General features: G+C 58.7%; 16 protein-coding genes and 1 tRNA gene. 9 read left to right on the forward strand and 8 right to left on the reverse strand.

Annotated features, from left to right (window positions below):
• Positions 1-142: 142 nt before the first annotated feature.
• Positions 143-973: a helix-turn-helix transcriptional regulator gene (locus H6B30_RS02005; RefSeq protein WP_205107376.1), complete on the reverse strand. Its 831-nt coding sequence runs from the start codon at positions 971-973 to the stop codon at positions 143-145.
• A 199-nt stretch (positions 974-1,172) separates the two neighbouring features.
• Here H6B30_RS02005 and H6B30_RS02010 point away from each other — a divergent pair, with 199 nt between their 5' ends.
• Both H6B30_RS02010 and H6B30_RS02015 read left to right on the forward strand, forming a co-directional pair.
• Positions 1,173-2,018: an aldo/keto reductase gene (locus tag H6B30_RS02010; protein ID WP_205107377.1), complete on the forward strand. Its 846-nt coding sequence runs from the start codon at positions 1,173-1,175 to the stop codon at positions 2,016-2,018.
• 196 nt (positions 2,019-2,214) lie between these two features.
• Positions 2,215-2,829 carry a sugar O-acetyltransferase gene (locus H6B30_RS02015; protein WP_239483441.1) on the forward strand — a complete coding sequence of 205 codons (615 nt, stop codon included), beginning with the start codon at positions 2,215-2,217 and terminating at the stop codon, positions 2,827-2,829.
• 301 nt (positions 2,830-3,130) lie between these two features.
• Here the strand turns inward: H6B30_RS02015 and H6B30_RS02020 are convergent, their stop codons facing one another.
• Positions 3,131-4,012: a helix-turn-helix domain-containing protein gene (locus H6B30_RS02020; protein ID WP_205107379.1), complete on the reverse strand. Its 882-nt coding sequence runs from the start codon at positions 4,010-4,012 to the stop codon at positions 3,131-3,133.
• A 193-nt stretch (positions 4,013-4,205) separates the two neighbouring features.
• On the opposite strand from H6B30_RS02020, the gene H6B30_RS02025 reads away from it, so the two are divergent.
• The 3 genes from H6B30_RS02025 (at position 4,206) to H6B30_RS02035 (ending at position 9,740) form a co-directional block, all read left to right on the forward strand.
• Positions 4,206-5,243: an efflux RND transporter periplasmic adaptor subunit gene (locus H6B30_RS02025; RefSeq protein WP_205107381.1), complete on the forward strand. Its 1,038-nt coding sequence runs from the start codon at positions 4,206-4,208 to the stop codon at positions 5,241-5,243.
• A 35-nt stretch (positions 5,244-5,278) separates the two neighbouring features.
• Positions 5,279-8,374 carry an efflux RND transporter permease subunit gene (locus tag H6B30_RS02030; protein ID WP_205107493.1) on the forward strand — a complete coding sequence of 1,032 codons (3,096 nt, stop codon included), beginning with the start codon at positions 5,279-5,281 and terminating at the stop codon, positions 8,372-8,374.
• Between the two features lie 64 nt (positions 8,375-8,438).
• Positions 8,439-9,740 (forward strand): TolC family protein, encoded by a 1,302-nt coding sequence (locus H6B30_RS02035; RefSeq protein ID WP_239483442.1) that lies wholly within the window; start codon positions 8,439-8,441, stop codon positions 9,738-9,740.
• 323 nt (positions 9,741-10,063) lie between these two features.
• On the opposite strand, the gene asnS is transcribed toward H6B30_RS02035, so the two are convergent.
• The 4 genes from asnS to H6B30_RS02055 form a co-directional block, all read right to left on the reverse strand.
• Complete coding sequence (gene asnS, locus H6B30_RS02040) at positions 10,064-11,467, reverse strand: asparagine--tRNA ligase (protein ID WP_205107383.1); 1,404 nt, start codon at positions 11,465-11,467, stop codon at positions 10,064-10,066.
• A gap of 21 nt (positions 11,468-11,488) precedes the next feature.
• Positions 11,489-12,967: a pseudouridine synthase gene (locus tag H6B30_RS02045; protein WP_205107385.1), complete on the reverse strand. Its 1,479-nt coding sequence runs from the start codon at positions 12,965-12,967 to the stop codon at positions 11,489-11,491.
• A gap of 136 nt (positions 12,968-13,103) precedes the next feature.
• Positions 13,104-14,450 (reverse strand): adenylosuccinate lyase, encoded by a 1,347-nt coding sequence (gene purB, locus H6B30_RS02050; protein ID WP_205107387.1) that lies wholly within the window; start codon positions 14,448-14,450, stop codon positions 13,104-13,106.
• Positions 14,451-14,588: 138 nt separating this feature from the next.
• Positions 14,589-14,663 (reverse strand) — tRNA-Val (locus H6B30_RS02055).
• A gap of 549 nt (positions 14,664-15,212) precedes the next feature.
• On the opposite strand from H6B30_RS02055, the gene H6B30_RS02060 reads away from it, so the two are divergent.
• A complete protein-coding gene (locus tag H6B30_RS02060) occupies positions 15,213-16,070 on the forward strand; it encodes an enoyl-ACP reductase FabI (RefSeq protein WP_205107389.1) in 858 nt (285 codons plus the stop codon).
• A gap of 725 nt (positions 16,071-16,795) precedes the next feature.
• Here H6B30_RS02060 and H6B30_RS02065 read toward each other — a convergent pair.
• A complete protein-coding gene (locus H6B30_RS02065; RefSeq protein ID WP_205107391.1) occupies positions 16,796-17,674 on the reverse strand; it encodes a hypothetical protein in 879 nt (292 codons plus the stop codon).
• A 523-nt stretch (positions 17,675-18,197) separates the two neighbouring features.
• Positions 18,198-18,896, reverse strand: a complete 699-nt coding sequence (locus H6B30_RS02070; RefSeq protein WP_205107393.1) for an SIMPL domain-containing protein — start codon at positions 18,894-18,896, stop codon at positions 18,198-18,200.
• Between the two features lie 636 nt (positions 18,897-19,532).
• Here H6B30_RS02070 and H6B30_RS02075 point away from each other — a divergent pair.
• The 3 genes from H6B30_RS02075 to H6B30_RS02085 all read left to right on the forward strand — a co-directional run bounded on the left by H6B30_RS02075 (position 19,533) and on the right by H6B30_RS02085 (position 22,492).
• Positions 19,533-20,231: a hypothetical protein gene (locus H6B30_RS02075; RefSeq protein WP_205107395.1), complete on the forward strand. Its 699-nt coding sequence runs from the start codon at positions 19,533-19,535 to the stop codon at positions 20,229-20,231.
• A gap of 60 nt (positions 20,232-20,291) precedes the next feature.
• Positions 20,292-21,911, forward strand: coding sequence for a tetratricopeptide repeat protein (locus H6B30_RS02080; protein ID WP_205107397.1), 1,620 nt, complete (start codon positions 20,292-20,294; stop codon positions 21,909-21,911).
• A gap of 269 nt (positions 21,912-22,180) precedes the next feature.
• Positions 22,181-22,492 (forward strand): hypothetical protein, encoded by a 312-nt coding sequence (locus H6B30_RS02085; protein ID WP_205107399.1) that lies wholly within the window; start codon positions 22,181-22,183, stop codon positions 22,490-22,492.
• Positions 22,493-22,560 lie beyond the last annotated feature (68 nt).

Consider the following 22,560-nt stretch of genomic DNA (forward strand, 5'->3'; position numbering starts at 1 on the left):
CCAAACGCCACCATTGCGCACGGAAGGCGCTACGGCCGCAACGGCCCGGGCGGGCGCCACAGGCGGGGCGGCAAAGCCATCCAACCGCATGCCGCCGCCAACCGGGGCTGTGGCATTGCGGCACACGCCGGGAGCCACAAGGCTAAAAGCGCCCGGAGCGATACTCCGACGGGGTGATGCCGAGGCGTGAACGCACATAACGGCTGAAATAAGACAACGACAAGAAGCCCAGGCGCTCGGCTATCGACGTGAGTGTAAGGTCGCGACGGGCCAGCAGCATCACCACCTCGCGCATGGCAAAGCGCTCTATCCAGTATGAGGCCGGCCTGCCACTGACACTGCGGCACACCTCGGTGAGGTAGTGGGGAGTGACGCAAAGGCGCGAGGCATAGGCGGCAACGCCATTGCGGGCCGTCGGGCCACCATCGTAAAGCATCGATATGAAGTCGCGCACAATCAAGGCCGCACGCTCCATGGGCTGCTGAAGGCTGTTGCTGCGGGCGTGAATGTCATACAGGTCGAGTATGTGCACCATGAGCAGGTGGCCCATCATCTCTTTGCGAAACAGGTGGCCGGGCCGCCCAACCCTGTCTGCCAGCAGACCCATCACCTCGCAACAGGTGCGGCACTGCGCCTCGGTAAGCCGCATGACCGGATTCTGCAGCAGCGACAGGTGGCCCACCAAGCCGTAATTGCTGCGCAGGGCCATCGAGGCCACAAACGCCTCCGACAGGCTCATGGCCATGCAATTGCAGTCGGCCGAGGCGCTGATGGGCGAGGCAAACGACGTGTCGGGCATTATGACATAGTCGCCGGCACCTACGTTATAGGCCACCCCGCCAAACGAAAAGCTCATGCCCCCGCCCAGGCAAAGCATGTGCAGCACCCGCCCTTGGCCCAGCCTGGGGTCATAGCCGCCGGCAATGTCTACAAACTCGATGCCGGCCATTTCCTCATCTTCTGCCAATCCCATTCCAACTTTGTCTTTATGTTTTATGCAAAAGCAACGCAAACGGGCTCCATGTGGGCTTGCCCCCCGGGTGCCGAGCGCTGCCTGCAGGCTGCAAAGATACGCCAAAACCACGAAAAGTGAAAATTTCGAGCCGCTTTTCATAACGCCCGTTTGCCCTGAACACAGTAACTTTGCCATGAAAACATAAATACATCCGACGATGAAAGAAACAAGACTGAACAACGGGGTGACTATGCCGGCCATAGGCTTCGGCGTCTACCAAATTCCACGTGAGCAAACAGAACAGGCCGTAACCGACGCCATCGAGGTGGGCTACCGCATGATTGACACCGCAGCCTCTTACTTCAACGAGCGCGAAGTGGGCAACGCCATACGCCGTTGCGGCGTGCCGCGCAGCCAGCTGTTCGTAACCACAAAGCTGTGGGTGCAAGACTACGAGTATGACGACGCCCTGAGAGCCTTCGACGCGTCGATGGACAGTCTGCAGACCGACTATCTCGACCTGTGGCTGCTGCACAAGCCATACGGCAATTACTATGCGGCGTGGCGCGCAGCCGAGCGACTATACAAGGAGGGGCGCATAAGGGCCATCGGCGTGACGAGCTTCTCTGACGAGAGGCTGCAAGACCTCTTCTTGCACAACGAGGTGAAACCGGCCGTCAACCAGATTGAGACAAACCCGCTTTTCCAGCAGAAAGCTTCAAACAAGTTCCTCAAGGGCGAGGGAATACAGCACGAGGCGTGGGCTCCATTCGCCGAAGGCCAGCGCGACATCTTCAACAACCCGAAGCTGAAGGCCATTGCCACCAACCACGGCAAGACCACGGCGCAGGTAGTGCTGCGCTGGCTCAACCAGCGGGGAATAGCCGTCATACCCAAGAGCGTGCGCCGGGAGCGCATGGAGGAGAACATCAGCATACTCGACTTCACGCTCTCCGACGTCGAGATGGAGGCCATATCGCTACTCGACACGGGCCGGAGCCCCATTTACGACGACAGCGACCTGAGCGTGACAAGATATATAGGCACACTGAAAATACACTGACCGAGATGAATACCCCAACACACTGAACAACGCCGCCACGCCCGGCCCGGCCAGCGGCGACGGCGGGCATGGACGGGAACGGTGGCGCAGGCTGGCGCCACCGATTCTGTTATATCTATACAAACACAAGTAATGCGTCTACCGGCGGGAGGCGCCAAAATTGCTAATTTTGCCGGCGCAAACAAACAAAAGGCTCATGACAATGGCAACAGAGAAAGAAAACACAACAACAGACATCTTCGAGAAAGACCTCTCGGGGGCTATGGTGTCGCCCCTCGAACCGGGCTACGACCGGCTAATCGGCGCCATTTTCGACACCATGAAGACGGCATACGAACTGAACGAGGGCTACCACACGCCCGACGAGGTGCGCTCATACCTCTCGCGCATCACCGGGCGCGAGGTAGACCCAAGCGTAACGCTGCTCCCGCCATTCTATGTCGACTATGGCAAAAACATCAGAATAGGCAAGAACTGCTGGATTCAGCAGGGCTGCACGTTCTTCGACCGCGGTGGCATAACGCTCGGCAACGGCGTGTTCATAGCCCCAAAGGTAAACCTGATTACCATCAACCACGACTCCGACCCGGCCAACCGGAGCGCCACCTACGGCCGCCCCATCGTCATTGAAGACAAGGTGTGGATAGGCATCGGGGCAACGGTGCTGCCCGGGGTGACCATCGGCTACGGCTCTATAGTGGGGGCCAACAGCGTGGTGACGCACGATGTGCCGCCAATGACTGTGGTTGGCGGCAACCCGGCACGCTTTATCAAGAAAATAGTGACCGGCGGGGGCGACAGCGCCGACTGACACCCGGCGACACCCGGAGGGCCGGGCCGCAGCACGCCGCAGCCCTCGCGCCACAGCCGGCAGTCAGGCCACTGCGCCCTATGCGGGCCGGCAAGCCAAGCGGCCCCGGGGCGGCTGCCACCTGCCGGCAGGCAGCAGAGGGCGACAACCACAGATACCATTGCGCCATACGGCCCGTCTTGCAATGCAAGACGGGCCGTATGGCATCTCGGTACAGGCCGTTCGGCGTGGCCCGGCGCCCCTTCATCCCTGCCCGGCCATCAAGAACGGCAAGATTGCATGCCGAGGGCCCGGCGCCACGTCACTTGCGGCGCTCCCTGTACTGGCGGGGCGACATGCCCAGCGTCTTTCGCACATAAGTACCGAAAAACGAAGGGTTGGGGAAGCCCAGCTCGTTGCATATCTCCTTCATGCTCTTGTCGGTGTCGTTGAGCAGCCTAAGTATGTCGTTCGACACGAAATTGCTTATCAGTTTCAGGGCCGTCATGCCGCTCACCTGCTTGCATACGGCCGAAAGATACTTGGGCGTGATGCACAGTTTGTCGGCATAGAAGGCCACACTGCGCGGCCGAGGATATGTAGACGACAGCAGGCCGATGAAGTCGCGGAACACCTTCTCGGCCGAATGGCGCGGCCGTTGCTGCGGGTCGAGGAAACGCTCGAGCAGCCCGTAAAAATCGTATAGGCAGGCCTGGAACAGGGTTTCAACCAGTTTCTTGCCGTAACGGCGGTCTTGGCGGTTTATCTTGGCCTTTATTATGTCATAGTACATCTTGAACGACTGCGCCTCAGACGGCTCGAGCCTCAGCACCGGATTCTTGCTCAGAAAGAGTATCGCGTTCCACAAGTCGCCGCTGTTCATCTGCGACAGCTGCTGCACATAGTCCTTCGACATGCAGATGCAGCACCCGCAGATGTCGCCGCTGGTCTCGCTCCGCGATATGGTCATGCCCGGCAGGCACACCAGCAAGTCGTATGTCGACACTTCGTGCTCAACGCCATCGATGGTCAGTGTGGCGTGGCCACTCTGGCACAGGCTCAGCAGCAGGGCGTCGATGTTGACGTTCCTCACGGTGGTCATCCTGTCTGTGCTCTCAAACAGGGCCACCCCCTCGTCACTATAGGCTGCCTTCTCGCTCAATTTCCTGTTGTTCAGCATTTCCGAAACTTTGTCTGTGTTCATTATTTCTTCTCCTATCCGGATGCAAAATAAGTCATATTTTACCACAAAGCCGTGTTTTACAATGCTATATTAGTGTCTAATTTTACCTCATTTGCTCTGATATGGAAAAATTAAACACTATTGAGGAACAAGCCCGGCGACATATATCACACTATTGGCACATTTTTGCAGCCCAAACAAACCAACCAACGCAATGAAAAATATGAACAAGAAATGCTATCCATTGCTACTCTCCGCAGCACTGCTGGCGGGCGCCTGCAACGACGCCGGGCAAGGAGAGAGCGCAGCCGGCGGGCCGGTATGTGTGAAGACCATGGCCGTGGCGGCCCCCACGGGGTATGCCCCCGACGAATACCAAGGCACGGTGGAAGAGGCCAACGGCACCGACCTGAGCTTTGCCACCATGGGCACTGTGAGCTCAATCAGGGTGAACATGGGCGACAGGGTGGCCAAGGGGCAGCTCATAGCCACCCTCGACGCCACAACGGCACGCAGCACCCACGAGGCCGCCCTGGCCGCCCTGGCACGGGCCGACGACGCCTTCGGGCGCATGAGGCAGCTGCACGACAGCGGCAGCCTGCCCGAAATGAAATGGGTTGAGGCGCAGAGCAGCCTCAGGCAGGCCCGGGCTGCCGAACAGGCAGCGCGCAAGCAGCTGGCCGACTGCCGGCTCACGGCCCCGTTCGGCGGCGTGATAGCCGCCAAGATGGCCGATGCGGGCCGGAACGTGATGCCCGGCACGCCCGTGGCCCGGCTCGTGTCGGCCGGCAGGCAGCAGGTGCGCATGTCGGTGCCCGAGGCCGAAATAGGGCAGATAAATGTCGGCGACAAGGGCCGCATCGACGTGGCCGCCCTCGGAGGCAAGAGCTACCGGGCCACCGTCACCGAGAAAGGCGTCACCGCCAATGCCCTGTCGCGCTCGTACGACGTGAGGCTCAAGGTGGACAACGCCGACAGCCGGCTGCTGCCGGGCATGGTGGTCAGCGTTACGCTAAGCAGCCGCGGCGCAACGGGCTACCCGGTGGTGCCGGCAGGAATAGTGCAGATTGACGAGCGCAACAAAACGTTTGTATGGGTGGTAAGCGACGGCAAGGCTGCCCGGCGCGACATCAACTGCGGCGAATACGTGGGCGACGGGGTGACGGTGACGTCGGGGCTGAAAGCCGGCGAGCGCGTCATCGTCGAGGGAAGCCAGAAGGTGTGCAACGGCACAAAGGTTAAGACAATTTGACAACTGCACCACTCTACGACAAAAAGCAATACATGATGGAAAACAAAAAGCGTAATTTCGTTGAATGGGCCATGCACTACAGGCAGATCATAATATTGCTGACGTGCTGCCTCATGGCCTTCGGCATCTACAGCCTGCCGCAGATGCGCAAGAACGAATTCCCCGACTTCACCATAAGGCAGGGCATGGTGGTGGCCGTGGCGCCCGGCAACAGCGCCCGGGAGATGGCCGAGCAGGTGGCCAAACCCCTCGAAGAGTACATCTTCAGCTACAAGGAGGTGAAGAAAGAGAAGACTTTCTCGCAGAGCCGCGACGGCATAGTGTACATCCAAGTGCAGCTCAACGACGACATAAACGACAAGGACGCCTTCTGGAGCAAGTTCAAGCACGGAGTGGCAACGTTCAAGTCGCAGCTGCCCGACAACGTGCTCGCCCTGCAGGTGCTCGACGACTTCGGCGACACCTCGGCGCTGCTCATTGCCATGGAGAGCGACGACAAGACCTACCGCGAGCTCAACGAATACATGGATAGGCTGCAAGACCGGCTCAGGCTAATCCCGTCTGTGGGGCGGATGACGGTCAGCGGCATGCAGAAAGAGCAGATTTCGGTATATGTAGACAACGCAAGGCTGACGAAATACGGCCTGTCCGACCGCATGCTCGCCGCCAAGCTGATGCAGAAGGGCTTTGCCACGAGCGGCGGCCGGCTGCAGACCGACGTGCAGGTGCAGCCCGTCTACGTGGCACGGTCGCTCAACGCTGTGCGCGACGTCGAGCAAATGGTTGTCTACGCCGACCCGAAGGGCAACATAGTAAGGCTGAAAGACGTGGCCAGGGTGGCCAGGGAATACCCCAAGGCCGACAGTTACATAACATACAACGGCAAGAAATGCCTGCTGCTGTCGGTAGAGATGAAGAAAGGGCAGGACATTGTCAAGATGGGCAACGACGTCAACAGGGCCACCGAAGAGTTCAGGTCGGAGCTGCCTTCCGATGTGGGCATCTACCGCATCACCGACCAAAGCCGGGTGGTAAGCGACAGTGTGGCCACCTTCCTGCGCGAACTGGCCATAGACATCGTGGCTGTCGTCATAGTGGTAATGCTGCTGCTGCCGCCAAGGGTGGCGCTGGTGGCCGCCTCGACCATACCCATCACCATATTCATATCGCTGGGCCTGCTCTACTGTTTCAACTTCGAGCTGAACACGGTGACGCTGGCCGTGCTCGTGCTGACGCTCGGCATGATTGTCGACAACTCTATCGTCATCATCGACAACTACCTCGAGAAGATTGGCGAGGGCATGTCGCGCTGGCATGCCTCGATAGAGAGCACCACCCATTTCTTCAAGTCCATACTCTCGGCAACGCTCGCCATAAGCATCACTTTCTTCCCGTTCCTCTTCACAACGACGGGAATGATACACGACTTCCTGCTCACTTTCCCGTGGGCCATCACCGCCGTGCTGGGCGTGTCGCTGCTGGTTGCCACGCTGCTCGTACCGTTCTTGCAGTTCTGGTTCATACGCAAGCCGATGCAGCACGGGCAGAAGTCGTTCTCGGTGCTCGACCTGCTGCAGCGCCACTACAACCGGCTCATAGGCTTCTGCTTCCGCTGGCCAAAGGCCACGGTGGCCGCCGGACTGGCCACCGCCGTTGCCGGCATCATGCTCATAGACACATTGCCACAGCAGATGATGCCCACGGCCGACCGCAACCAGTTTGCCGTGGAGATATACCTGCCGTCGGGGGCGGCCATCGAACGCACGGCAAGGGTGGCCGACAGCCTGGAGCACATACTGCGACGCGACCCGCGCGTGGTGTCGGTGGCATCGTTCAAGGGATGCTCTTCGCCACGGTTCCAAAACAGCTACGCCCCGCAGATAGGCGGAACCAACTACGCCCAGTTCATTGTGAACACCACGGGGGTGGACGAAACCATCGAACTGCTCGACGAATACACGCCACGCTGCCATGCGGCCTTCCCCGATGCGCTCGTCAGGTTCAAGCAGCTGAGCTACAGCGAAGCCGTCTACCCGGTGGAGTTCAGGCTCAGCGGCAACGACTGGGACTCGCTGCGCACCGATGCCGGCAAGCTGCTGGCGATGATGCGCGCCATGCCCGAGCTGACGCTGGCACACTCTGACAACGACGAACCGCTGCCCACGGCAATGGTGAAGCTGAAGGAAGACGAGGCCGCACGCCTCGGGGTGAGCAACACCACCGTGGAGACCACGCTGGCACTGCGCTACGGCGACGGACTGCCGGTGGCCAAGGTGTGGAACGGCGACTACGACCAGAACGTGGTGATAAAGGGCGAACACGCCGACAGCGCCCTGCCGCGCGACCTGGGCAACGAGCCCATACCGGTGGCCGGAGGGCTCGGCGACGTGCCGCTGAGGCAGGTGGCCACCGTGACGCCCGCGTGGCAGGAGGGCCGGATGGTGCGCCGCAACGGCGTGTACACCATTACGGTGATGGCCGACCTGCGCCGCGGCGAGAACGGCATGGAGCAGATGCAGCGCATAACCGAGCTGCTGCCCACGCTGAACCTCTCGGCCGGCACCACGGTGGCACCCGGAGGCGACGTGGAAGACACCAACGAGAAGATTCCGCCCATACTCGCCGGACTGGGCATAGCGGCCGTGGTGATACTCTTCGTGCTCATAGCCCACTTCAAGAAGGTAGGCCCGTCGCTGCTGCTGTTTGCCTCTATGCTGCTGTGCCTGTTCGGAACGTCGCTCGGTGTGATCATCCAGGGCGTCGACTTCGGCGTGACTTGCTTCCTCGGCATCGTGGCACTGATGGGCATCATCGTGCGCAACGGCATCATAATGTTCGACTATGCCGAAGAGCTCAGGGCCAAAGAGCACATGCACGTGCGCGATGCCATCTACCAGTCGGCACGCCGCAGGATGCGACCCATATTCCTGACGTCGGCCGCGGCGTCGATGGGGGTGATACCGATGATACTTGGCAAGAGCGGGCTTTGGATGCCAATGGGCACCGTGATTTGCTACGGCACACTGATAACCATGGTGTTGCTGCTCACGGTGCTGCCCGTGGCATACTACATCTGCTTCCGCGGCTCTACCAAACGGCGCGCCAAAGCCCTTGAGCTGGAGTCGATGTGACGCCGGGGCTGATGCCTCACGGCGGATTGGCTCAATCTTTATACAACAATAAACATTAATGGTAATGACAATGAAAACTGCATACAGACTGCTCATGGCCGCCGCCACGATAACGGCGTGGGGGCAGGCCGGCACTATGGCGGCACAAAACAGGCTCACGCCCGAGAGTTGCGTGGAAATGGCGCTGGGCAACAATGCGCGCACAAAAAGGGCCGCCAACGAACTGGACATGGCGCGCGAGGGGCGCAAAGAGGCCCTCACCCACTACTTCCCCACGGTAAACGCATCGGGCGCGGGCTTCATGGCCGACAAGGGAATGATAAGCCTCGACATCGCACCGGGCATGGGAATGTCGATGATGAAAAACGGCATCGTGGGCGGGGTGACGGCCACGCAGCCGGTATTCGCCGGCGGACAGATTGCCAACGCCAACAGGCTGGCCAAGGTGAACGTCGAGAAATACGGGCTCATGAACCGCCAGGCCGAAAACGAGGTGAGGCTCACGGCCGAGAGCTATTACTGGCAAGTGGCGGTGCTGAAAGAGAAGCTGCGCACCATCGCTACCGTAGAGAGGCAGCTGGAACGCCTCGACAAAGACGTCGAAGCATCGGTAAGGGCCGGTGTTTGCACCCGCAACGACTTGCTGCAGGTGAGGCTCAGGCGCAACGAGATGGCCAGCACGAGGCTTACCGTGGCCAACAACCTGGCCCTGTCGAAACGACTGCTGGCTCAATACATCGGGCTGACGCCGGCCGACAGCATCGACGTGGCCTTCAACGCCGCCACCGACACGGTGGCAGCGGCGCCCGACGCTCTCTACGCCGACCCTGCAGCAGCCTTGTCGGCCACGCCCGAATACGGACTGCTGCAGGCACAACTGGCGGCCTCGAAGCTCGAGCGGAAGATGGCAACAGGCAAGAGGCTGCCGACGGTGGCCGTGGGCGGTGGGTATATGTACGACAACCTGACCGACCGCGACAAGCCGTTCTGGATGGGGTTTGCCACGGTCAGCGTGCCGCTGTCTGACTGGTGGGCCGGCAGCCACGACATAAGGAAACAGAAAAAGGCCGTGGCCAACTCTGAGATTCAGCTCAACGACCAGAGCCAGCTGCTGATGATAAGGATGCAGGGCGCCTGGGACGAGCTCAACGAGGCCTACAGGCAGATAGGCATTGCAAGAAGCTCGATAGAGCAGGCAGACGAGAACCTGCGCCTAAACCAAGACTACTACAGGGCGGGCACCGCCACAATGAGCGAGCTGCTCGACGCCCAGGCCATCTACAGGCAAAGCTGCGACAGCTATGTGGAGGCCAGGGCGAAATATGAAATAAAGAAACGCGAATACTTGCAGGCCACCGGAAGGTGACCCGTGGCGGCCGATAAAGGCCGGGCTACAGGCCGGATTGCACAACAGCTGAATGCGGGCCTGATTGAAAGACGGACCGTCCTGCACGTCGGGACGGCCCGTCTTGGCAGCCGACACAGCGCATGCCGCTGCCCGGGAAAGGCCGTTTCACGCCAATGCGGCTGTGCGGCAACCGGCTGCCGGCCGCCAAGGCGCCTGCCACGACATGCTTTCCATGCCTCTCGGACGCCAGCCTCCAACAGGCACCCGCCGGCAGCCGCATGGCCCCTATGCCGTCGGCCGTGGCCATGGCGGCGGGGCTACGATGCGGCGCAGGCCAACTGTCAGAACTCGGCCGACTTCGGCGTACGCGGGAACGGTATGACGTCGCGTATGTTCTGCATGCCGGTCACGAAGAGAATGAGGCGCTCGAAGCCCAAGCCGAATCCGCCGTGGGGGCACGACCCGTACTTGCGCGTGTCGAGATACCACCACATGTCCTTCATTGGTATGTTGCGGCTCTGTATCTCGCCGAGCAGCTTGTCGTAGTTCTCCTCGCGCACACTGCCGCCGATGATTTCGCCAATCTGCGGGAACAGCACGTCGGTGCCCTGCACGGTCTTCCCGTCTTCGTTTATCTTCATGTAGAAGGCTTTTATCTCCTTCGGGTAACCGTGCATTATCACCGGCTTGCGGAAATGTTCTTCCACAAGGAAGCGCTCATGCTCGCTGGCCAGGTCCATGCCCCAGCTCACCGGGAACTCAAACTTATGGCCTGCGGCCACAGCCTCTTCCAGAATCTTTATTCCCTCGGTGTACGACAGGCGCACAAACGTGTCGCCCAGCACCGAGTTGAGGCGCTCTATGAGCGTCTTGTCTATCATCTTGTTGAGGAACTCGAGGTCGTCCTTGCAGTTGTCGAGCGCCCAGCGCACGCAATACTTTATGAAATCCTCCTCGAGGTCCATCAGGTCGTCCTGGTCGATGAAGGCCACCTCGGGCTCAATCATCCAGAACTCGGCCAGGTGGCGCGGCGTGTTGGAGTTCTCGGCGCGGAACGTCGGGCCGAAGGTATATATGGCCCCGAGCGCCGTGGCGCCGAGCTCGCCCTCGAGCTGGCCGCTCACCGTGAGCGAAGTCTGCTTGCCGAAGAAGTCGTCGTCGTAAGTTATCTTGCCGTCCTCGCCCTTCTTGAGGTCGTACAGGTTCTTCGTCGTGACCTGGAACATCTGGCCCGCCCCCTCGCAATCGCTCGCGGTGATGAACGGGGTGTGGAAATAGAAGAAGCCATGGTCATGGAAATACTTGTGTATGGCGATGGCCATGTTGTGGCGTATGCGCATCACGGCACCGAAGGTGTTGGTGCGCAGGCGCAAGTGGGCATACTGACGCATGTACTCAAAGCTCTGCCCCTTCTTCTGCATGGGGTAATCGCTGCCGCAGAGACCGTAGATCTCGATCTCGCGGCACTGCAGCTCGACAGCCTGGCCGGCGCCCTGGCTCTCTACGAGCTCGCCGTTGACAGAGATGCAGGCGCCCGTTGTCACCTGCTTCAACAGCTCCTGGTCGAACGCTGCAGGGTCTACCACAATCTGCACGTTCTTTATGGTGGAACCGTCGTTCAGGGCGATGAAGTCTACTGCCTTGCTGCTTCGGTGGGTGCGCACCCACCCTCTGACGTTAACCAAAGAGCCGAAGTCTGTGCGCGACAGCACATCCACGACTTTTGTTCTTTTTATGCTTTGCATTGTAACTTCCTGATAATTGGTTTATTCATAAGATCCCATGCGCAGGCGCACAACCTCTTCCTCGGTGAGGTAACGCCAGTCGCCACGGCGCAGGCCCTTCTTTGTCAACCCGGCAAACTGCACGCGGTCGAGCTTGGTAACCCTGTAGCCGAGCTTCTCGAATATGCGGCGCACGATGCGGTTCTTGCCGCTGTGAATCTCGATGCCCACCTGCTTCTTGTCCACGGGGTCGGCATACTGCACGTCGTCGGCCTTTATCTCGCCGTCTTCGAGCGTGATTCCGTCGCGTATCTGCTGCAAGTCGTGTGCCGTGACGTTCTTGTCAAGATGCACATGATATATTTTCTTCTTGAGGAACTTGGGGTGTGTGAGCTTGCTGGCCATGTCGCCGTCGTTGGTGAGCAGCAGCACGCCAGTGGTATTGCGGTCGAGCCTGCCCACGGGATAGATGCGCTCGGGGCAAGCGTTCTTCACAAGGTCCATCACGGTCTTGCGCTGCTGCGGGTCGTCGCTTGTGGTAACATAGTCCTTGGGCTTGTTGAGCAGCACGTAGACCTTCTTCTCAAGCGACACCGGCTGGTCGTGGAACTTCACCTCGTCCGACCGCAGCACCTTGGTGCCCAGCTCGGTCACCACGGCGCCATTTACCGTCACTACACCTGCCTGTATGAATTCGTCGGCCTCGCGGCGGCTGCACACACCTGCATTTGCCAGGTACTTGTTGAGTCGCATGGGCTCGTTGGGGTCGATGCTGTCGTCCTTATAGTCGATGCGCTTCTTGAAACCGGCTTTGGGGTTCGGCGCGAAGCCCCCGCCTTGCTGGCGGAAGCCGCCCTGGCGGTTGTTGTAGCCGCCACGCTGCTGGTAGCCCCCCTGTCGGTTGTTGCCATAGCCCTGCCGGCCGCCGGCGTTGTATCCGCCGCGCTGCTGGTAGCCGCCCTGGCGGTAGTTTCCGTAGCCCTCGCCCTCGTTGTTGTAGTTCTGCTGGTATCCTCCGGGGCGGTTGCCTCCGTAGTTGCCGCGCTGCTGGTAGCCACCCTGGCGGTTGCCTCCGCCGTAGTTGCCGCGCTGCTGGTAACCGCCCTGGCGGTTGTTGTAGCCGCCACCCTGCTGGTAGCCTCCGCGGTTGCCGTATGACGGGCGCTGCTGGTAGCCTTCCTCGCCCTGGGCCTGGCCGGCGTTGTAGCGCGGGCGGTAGCCTTTGTTGTTATCGTTGTTGCCATAACGGGGACGGTACTGCTGCCTTGCGGGGCTCGACTGCAATCCGGCGCCGAAGCCCTCGGGGCGGAATCCGCCTTCGTCATTGCTGTTCTTGCTGCTGTAGCCGCCGCGCTCCTGGTTGTAAGGGCGCTGCGTATGGATGCGCGGACGCGGGGAACGCCCCGGCGCGCGGAACTTGGGATAGTCACCCGACTGCCCTGCCGCCTGATAGCCCTCACGGCTTCCGGCACTCTGCTCTGCAGACTTCTCTTCCTGTTTCTTCTCGTTTTCTAATTCCATAATGATAAAATTGTTTATTAAGCCCGGCCTCACGGCCTTTGTTGTTGGTTACATGCGGCGGGGTAAACCGCCATTGTTCATTCTCTCTATGCTTGTGCCGGCCGCCGTGCGGAGGCCTTCGCACTGATCGGTGTGTTCAGATGCCCGTATAGTTGTATGGCGTTATGGCCATGAGCTCGGCCTTGACGCTGTCGCTGACGTCCAGCCCGCCGATGAAGTCGTGTATGGACTCCTCGGTGATGGCGGCATTGGTGCGTGTCAGCGCCTTGAGGGCTTCGTATGGATGGGGGTAGGCCTCGCGCCTGAGCACGGTCTGTATGGCCTCGGCCACCACAGCCCACGTGTTGTCGAGGTCTTCTTTCAGCTTGGCCTCATTGAGTATCAGCTTGCGCAATCCCTTCAGTGTGCTCTCGAAAGCGATGACGCTATGCCCCATGGGCACGCCGACGTTGCGCAGCACAGTGGAGTCGGTGAGGTCGCGCTGCAGGCGGCTCACGGGCAGCTTACGGGCGAGGAACTGCAACAGGGCGTTGGCCACGCCGAGGTTGCCCTCGCTGTTCTCGTAGTCTATGGGGTTGACCTTGTGCGGCATGGCGCTCGACCCCACCTCGCCGGCCTTTATCTTCTGCTTGAAATACTCCATCGAGATGTACATCCAGAAGTCGCGGTCGAGGTCGATGACTATGGTGTTGATGCGCCTCATGGCATCGAACACGGCCCCGAGCCAGTCGTAGTTGCTTATCTGGGTGGTGTACTGCTCGCGCGCCAGCCCGAGCTTACCGGCCACGAAGCTGTCGCCAAACTGCTTCCAGTCGTACTGCGGATAGGCCACGTGGTGGGCGTTGTAGTTGCCAGTGGCGCCGCCGAACTTGGCCGTCAGGGGCACGGCCTTGAGCGAGGCCAGCTGCTGCTCGAGCCTGTAGACGAACACCATTATCTCCTTGCCAAGCCTTGTGGGCGAGGCGGGCTGGCCGTGGGTCTTGGCCAGCATGGGCACGTCTTTCCACTCATCGGCGTATTGGCGCAACTGGGCTATGAGCTCCTCGACGAGCGGATAGTACACGTCGGCCAGGGCGTCCTTTACCGACAGCGGCACGCTGGTGTTGTTGATGTCTTGCGAGGTGAGCCCGAAGTGGATGAACTCCTTGTAGGCGTCGAGCCCGCCAATCTTGTCGAGCTGCTCCTTGATGAAGTATTCCACTGCCTTAACATCGTGGTTTGTCACCTTCTCTATTTCCTTGACGCGGCGCGCATCGGCCTCCGAGAAGTCGGCATAGATGGCGCGCAGGCGGCCGAAAAGGCCGTGGTCGAAAGTGGCCAGCTGGGGCAGCGGCAACTCGCACAGGGCGATGAAGTATTCTATTTCGACGCGCACCCTGTAGCGGATGAGCGCATATTCTGAGAAATAGGCGGCCAGCGGCTCCGTCTTCCCGCGGTAGCGGCCGTCAATGGGCGATATAGCTGTCAGTGCGTCTAATTCCATTGTGTTATACCCTTGTATATATTTTGAGGCCACAAAGTTAATCATTATATTCGACTTAACCGAAAAACAACCGATAAAATTTGCCGGGGCACAAAAAAAGATTCTGCCAACCGCGATGCGGTGCAGAATCTTCCGTTGTGGGCGCTGAGGGATTCGAACCCCCGACCCTCTGCTTGTAAGGCAGATGCTCTAAACCAGCTGAGCTAAGCGCCCGTGCTTCTTGTAAGCGGGTGCAAAGGTAATCACTTTTTCCGAAACGCCAAAACTTTTTCGGGAAAAATTTGCATCCGCCTGCAAAAAGTTGCAAAAACGACGCTCCGGCGCCTCCGCAACGCCTGCTCACGGTGGCCACGGCCCCACCGGATGGCCGCCGGCCTGGCGGCGCACGGCGGCGCCAGGGGGCCACCCCGCCGCAAGGCCACGCAACAGGCCCCGTTTCAGGCTGCCGCAAGGCCCGTCTGGCACGCCAGCGGCGGCCGTTTTGCAAGTCCGCCCCACACGCGGGCGGAAAACAGCTGTGGCACAACGCGTTGCGCGGCAGGCGGAAGGGCGCAACAGCCACCCGCCGCCAGCCCGCCTCCGGCCCCGCCGGCCACCGGCCCACGCGATGCCCACGGCAACACCACCCGATACCCCAGAGCCGCCCCAAAATGGCCTCGCACACGCGCCCGCAATGCATCTTTTGCCCGAAAGATTTGCCAGTGTTGCACATTTGTTGTAATTTTGTGCCGCAAATACAACATCATTTAATTTGGAACTACAATGACTCACAACTTATTGCAAGGCAAGCGCGGCATTATCTTCGGCGCGCTCAATGAAGAATCCATAGCATGGAAAGTAGCTGTAAGGGCCGTGGAAGAAGGCGCAAGGATAACTCTGAGCAACACCCCGATGGCCCTGCGCATGGGAACGCTCAACGAACTGAGCGAGAAACTGGACGCCCCCATCGTGGCTGCCGACGCCACCAGCGTGGAAGACCTGGAGAAGGTGTTCAGCGAGTCGGTGAAGCTGCTCGGCGGAAAGATTGACTTCGTGCTCCACTCCATAGGCATGAGCCCCAACGTGCGCAAGCACCGCACGTATGACGACCTGGACTACGGATACCTGCAGAAGACGCTCGACATATCGGCAATATCATTCCACAAGATGCTCCAGGTGGCCAAGAAGCAGGACGCCATAGCTGAATACGGCTCGGTGGTGGCACTGACATACGTGGCTGCGCAGCGCACTTTCTTCGGATACAACGACATGGCCGACGCCAAGAGCATGCTCGAGAGCATAGCCCGCAGCTTTGGCTACATCTACGGCCGCGAGAAGAACGTGCGCATAAACACCATCTCGCAGTCGCCCACGCCCACCACGGCCGGAAAGGGCATCAAGGACATGGACAACCTGATGGACTTTGCCAACAAGATGTCGCCGCTCGGCAATGCCACGGCGGAAGACTGCGCCAACTATTGCGTGATGATGTTCTCTGACTTCACACGCAAGGTGACCATGCAAAACCTGTATAACGACGGCGGTTTCTCGTCGATGGGCATGAGCCTGCGCGCCATGAACCAGTATGCCAAGGACCTGGCACCCTACGAAGACGAGAACGGCAAGATAATTTACGGATAAAGCCCACTGCCGCCACGCCCACAGCAACGGGCGAGCGGCACGGTTTTGGCCTCTGACCGGGGCGCGCCCCATGGCCTGAACGGCCAGGGCGACACCACACAAAGAAAGCGGCAACCACCCGGAAATACGGATGGTTGCCGCTTTTGGCTCACTAAATTAATCCAGGAGGCTTTTTGGTAGTTAAGGAGTTAGGAAGTAAAGGAGTTAAGACAATAGCATTTGACTATCTTCCTGCAACACTTTCGCCATGCTCCCAAGGCACCAATGTTTCCAAAACTATTGTCTGCACTCCTGTCTCCAGCCAACCGTCTCCTAAATATACACTAAATATTGTTTGCACTCCTGCCTCCTGTCTACCGTCTACTAAATATACACTAAACTATTGCCTGCACCCCTGTCTCCTGTCTACCGTCTCCTAAATATACACTAAACTATTGCCTGCACTCCTGTCTCCTGTCTACCGTCTACTAAATATACACTAAACTATTGTCTGTACTCCTGTACTCCTGCACTCCTGTACTCCTAAAATAGCCCCATGTGTTTATCGGGTTTCACAGCTTTGCCGTATGCATTGGCAGCCACGTGTATGTGCAGCCAGCCGCCGATGCCTGTCACGGCATGGATGGCAACCGCGCCCGCTGCATGCCGGCGGCAAGGCAACAGCCTGCCCAATTGCGCTTGCGGGGGCGCGACAGCTCAAGCAAGCCGCGGCCGCGCCACGGCGGTCAGCGGGCAAACGAGCCCTTGCGCACCGGGCCCGACCGGGCTTTGCGCAAGTCGGCCATGCGCGTCTTGGCGGCCATGGGCGCGCCCCTGGTGCCGTTGATGTAAGGTGTCCAGTCGAATCCCGACGTGGCCGTGTAGGCAAAGCCAAACTGCTGGGTGCCGTAAAGCACCGTCCCGGTGAAACGGGTGTCGGTGAGCGCATAGTTGTTGAATACGGCGCGGGGCAGCGAGTTGCCGTCGGCGTCGGCCACATAGTTTACCACTATCACCCCTCCGGTCTGCGTCCATGTGAACGGACTGTAAGCATAGTTGTCGCGCGGGCTGTATATGTTGTAGTCGAGCTGGGTGCCTTCGCCGTTTGACGCAAACTCGCACACGGTGGCATAGTTGTCGCCGGTCTGGCCAAGCACGGCCTGGTAGTACCCGTTGATTGCGCCTTCCCACTGCCCCACGAGCGGGTTGTCGGTGTCGTCGGGGGCCTGGCCGTTGTTGGCCACGAGCGGTATGCCGTCTACATACAGGTGGTTGTCGGCATAATAGTATTCCATCTCGCCCTTGCTGCCGTCCGACTTGTAGACCACGGTGAGCCGCTTCGAGTTGGCCCGCCACGTGAAATCGTCGCCGGTGGTCTGCCCGTTGTTCACCGACTTGAAGCTGCCGGTGCGGTCGTCGCGCAGCACGAGGTAGAACGGCTTGCTGGGGTCGTCGTCGGATACGTAGCTCCCCACGAGGTTTTTCTCATATTCGTTGAGGGCCCCGTCGTTGCCCCCGCCACCCGGGCGCCACCCGGGCGGGTCATAATAATCGTCGCCGCCGTCGCAGGCAGCAAACAGCAATGGCACCATGGCCACCATAAGGATTGAAAGAATCTTTCTCATGACATTATTATATTATAAGTAGCTATTCAAAATTAACCGATACAATAGACCTTGCAGGTGTCCTCTATATCTTTGCCACCATCTTGTGTGCTCTTTCGGGCCGCATACAAAAGTCTCTTCGGTCGCGTAGCCCGCTACGTTCTCTCTTCGGACTTTGGCATGCATCTCCGAAATAGCGCACAATTTGATGGCAATTAATTATGAACACCTACTTAGCTGTTACCCTTTGTCTGGGGCCGCCCGGCCGCACACCCCGCGCCCCCGGCGCAAGCCGCGGCAGGCGGCGCAGGCCTGCGCCGCCCCGGCTTCGGGCTTCGTGCGCCCCATCGCCCAAGGCGCTGACAGGCCCTGAGACGGCCTTTGCCCATGGTCAGCCGGATGGGGTATGGCTTTTGAGGCCGTTGCTTACGTTTGCCGATGAGCATAGCGGGCTATGCCCCTTGGCGGATGGACAGACATGGCCCGACAGCCACTCCGGGCGGCTGGGCGTGAAACGCCTGCCTGGCAAAACCAAGGGCGGGCCTCAGTCCTTCAGCGAGTAGGTCACTGTAATCACTCCGCGCACATTCTTTATGTAAGGGGTGTTGGCGTCGCGGTCGTCGATGGAGAACTGCCCTTGCGATGCCGACATTATCTTGCCCAGCTCGCTGCTGCTGTTGTCGGCAAACTGCTGAGCCGTCTTCTCGGCGTTCTTGATGGCCTCCTCCATCATCTCTGGCTTCATTTTCTGGAACGACACATACTCGTAGGTAACACCGTTGCCGTATCCGCCGTCGACCACGGCCACGCCCTGGCGGAGCAATTCGCCCTGGCGGGCTATGATGCCGCGCACGAGCTTGACGTTGTGCGACGTCACCGTGACCGTCGACGTGATGTTGTAGCGGTAGCGGTGGTTGTCGCTGCCATACCGCTCTGCCTGCAGGTCAACCACCTCGGGGGCGTTGACGCTTATCTCTTCGTCCTTTACTCCATTCTGCTTCAGAAACCGTTTCACCTTGTCGGTGGTGGCGTTGATTTTTGTGTATAGCGAAGGCAGGTCGTCGCCCAGCTCCTTTGTCTGTATGGGCCACGTCACCTTGTCGGCCGCCACCTCCTTCTCGGCCAGCCCCTTCACCGTCACCGTGCGGTCTTTGTTGGCAAAATCGTCGATTCCCCACTTTATGCAAAGCCCCAGCACCACCAGTCCTATGGCCAGCAGCGCAGCTTCCTTCACTCTGTTCATGATTGCTTGAATTTTTACGTTAAACTTCTGTCCACTCCCACTGTGGCCCTGCCTCCGCCCCGGCATGCCATGCACAGGGGGCCGAATGCCGCCACATTGTTTCTACAAAGATACTAAATGTATCAATATATAGGCTTGCAGCCGTGCTTATTTACGGATAATTAACTTAAGCGGCTGTTCGAAACCAACCGATACAATTGACCTGTCAGGTGTCCTCTATATCTTTGCCACCATCATGTGTGCCCTTTCGGGCAGCATACCAAAGCCTCATCGGCAGTGAGGCCCGCCCCACTCCATTCTTCTCTATTTGAAAAACATCAACGCGACTGAGCACACTTGACGACAATAAATTTACCGGAAACAATTGCATTTACACCCCTGCCCCAACGCCCCCAGGGCCATTCAGACATGGGCACAGGCCACGCCCGGAACGGCAAAAAACAGTCCGGGCTGGCCATAAAACAAGCCCGGAAGCAACTGCAAGCTGTTTTGCAAACTGTTTTTCTTGCACGCACGGGCATAAAACCGTATTTTTTGGACATCAACAATTCCGCCTAACGCCCACGGCAACGGGCCATGCCGACACAAGGCCGCGCCATGCCGCCGGGGCCGATGCGCAAACAACACCCAACGGACATGAACAAAAGACAATTGATTTGGTATCTGCCTATCGCGGCAACGGTGGCCAACGCCATTGTGTTCGCAAGGTTTCTGGCCACCGGCCTTTGGCAGGAAGTGGCGTCGGCCATATCTATAATGTGGTGCGTTTGCGCCGTGGCAGCCATCATGATGCGCAAGAGCCAGGCCGAGAAAGACAACTACCAGTTTACGCTGGCGGCCGATGCGCTAATAGCCGTGGGCATCGTGCTCACGCCGAGCCTCACTGGATGGGAAGGCGCCCGGATGCTGCTGTGGCCCGCCCTGATACCCGCTGCCGACGTGGTACGGTTTTTCTGCCTCAGGGACGAGGCCCGCTGCCGACGCACGCCAAGCCCTGTCGACAAGCCGTTTGTGGCCTCGGAGGCCCTGATGCTGTTTGCTGCCGTTGGCAGTGTGATAGTATGGAACGGCACGGAAATGTCTGCTGCGAACATTGCGTCGATGGCGTGCGCAGCAATTCTGTTCGCAGTTGGCATGTCGCTCCTTGCCAACAAGAGGCTCAACCTCACCTATGCCGACGAGGCGAGCCTGCCCATGACGCTCATCTTTGTGGCCGTGGGCATTGCCATATACAGCCTGAAATACAGCCGTGACACGGCAGACAAGGTGTTCTACACCATCATTGCCGCTACGATTGCACTCATTGTATGGCTCGACCGCATAAGGAGCAGATAGCCCCGACGGCCGCTGTAACACACCCGCCGTTGGCAACGGCAACGAAAAACGACAACCACCATGCACATACAACGCACAAACATACTCGCCCCCGCCATAGCCGCACTGGCCATAGCGGCATTCCTGCTGATGCAAGACAGGCAAGGCACCGTCTACCCCGAGGCATTGCTCAGGGCCGACAGCATAGTGAGCAAACAGCCGGACAGTGCCGCCGTGATACTCGACGGGCTGGAGCACGGCATAGCTTCGGCCCCCGAGGCCGTGAGGATGCGCTACCGGCTCATCCGGCAGAAGCAGATTGCATATTCATTCGGCCGCTTCACATCCGACAGCGCCGCCCGCGCCTTGGTGGAATACTACGAGACCAGGGGCGAGCGAAGCCGGCTTCCTGAGGCTTACTACTATGCAGGCAAGACATACATGTCGCTCAACGACTCGCCCATGGCCATGGAATATTTTTTCAAGACGCTCGACGCCGCCGCCGAGTCCGACCTCAACCTGCGCGGCAGGACATACAGTCAGCTCGGATATATATTCGACCGTCAATGGCTGGACAGCGAAGCCCTCGGGATGTTCAAGAAGGCGTATCGGTGCAGCAGCAAGACAAACGACACGGTATCCATGATATTTTCATTAAGGGACATGGGCGGAATGTATGTCGACTTGAGCAAGCCGGACAGTGCCCTGGCATGCTACAACAAGGCGTTGGCGCTGGCCGAGGCAAGCCACGACAAGCCGATGGCAATCACTGTAACGGGGCAACTGGCGCGGTTCTACAGCCAACAGGGAGATTACGAAATGGCTTTCAAATGCCTGAACAAGGTTATCGGCGAAGACAGCTGCTGGGACCGGGGCAGCATAGCAGGCCTAGCCGCAAAGTGGTATGAGGCCAACGGCAAGCCCGACTCGGCCATCATGCTCTACAAAGAGGTGGCCGACATCGGGACGGTTTACACCAAAGCGGATGCCTACAAGGCATTGGCAGAACACTATCTGGCGCAAAAAAACCAGAAAGAGGCCGCCCTATGCCTCACCAATTACAAAAAAGCGATTGACTCGATACAAGGAATAACAACGACAGAAGCCATAAAACAGACAAGCAACTTGCGTGAATACCGCTTCAGGGAAAGCGAGTTTCGGAGGCTGCGACAAAAGAACAAGGAGCAAAGAGCCATAATGGCTATACTCGCAACCATTGGTTCGGTTGCAACATTGGCGTTGGCTTTCCTTTCGGTATATCTCAGGCGGAAACGCAATTTGCAAAGTATGAAACTCGGACGCCGGAAAACGGGCAAGGCTTCCGAACCCGGGCATGAAGCAGGCAACGGCATGAAAGACAGCCTGATGCACAGCGAAGAGATATACAAAAGCATCATGCTGATGGTAAACAACCCCAATGCAAAAAAGAAAATCACCGAAGAGATGTGGGCCGAACTGTCGCAAGCGGTAAACAGGATTTATCCCGGCTTCGACGAAAACCTGTACAGCCTGTGCAAGATGAGCGAGTTTGACTATCGCATTTGCCTGCTCATCAAGATAAAAATACAGCCGTCGCACATAGCCGCAATGGCCAACCTGAGCACATCGGGGGTGAGCACCCTGCGCTCAAAGCTATTCATGAGGGCTTTCGGCAAAAAAGGGCGGCCCTCTGATTGGGATGACATAATAAACTCATTGTGAGATTGTTGCGAGCGTCTGCAAGCCGTATTGCAAACTCCGCAAAACGCCCTTTACGCATTGCAAGCTGTTTTGCAAACTATATTTTGAGGACAACAAGCCCGCCATTAGCTATATTTGCAACAACAAAAGCAACATGCCTATGAAGTGTTTAAAATTATCATCGATTGCCCTAACGATGCCTACGGTCGGCATCACAGAGCGCAAGGCAGTACAGTAACGACTGTTTGCCTTCTGGGAAAACAACATTATCAACCACAAAATCCACCATCATGAACAAAAGACATGCTTCTGTCTTCATACTGCTCCCTACCGTTCTCGGTATCGCCGGGGCTATGACAATCAACAAGTACACTGCGGTTGGTGCCCTGTCGGTTGCACTGGCCACCGTGCTTACATACCTTGTGCCGATAAAAAGCCCCGGGCTGCTCGTCAAACACAAGCCGTCGGCAATGGGCAGCACGCTGAGCCTGTATGCCTCAATGGCCGTATTGCTGGTGCGAACTGACCGGGGCCGACTGGCGCGACCTGCAAGGCAACTTCCACCTATTCAAATACGGGCGGTATGTATACACATACAATGAACTAAAAGACATCCCGGCTGTATAAAACAGAAAAACCGGCGGAAGACAGTGGCTAAGCCCTTGACTCC

This window comes from Marseilla massiliensis, assembly GCF_016899955.1.
Classification (GTDB): domain Bacteria; phylum Bacteroidota; class Bacteroidia; order Bacteroidales; family Bacteroidaceae; genus Prevotella; species Prevotella intestinigallinarum.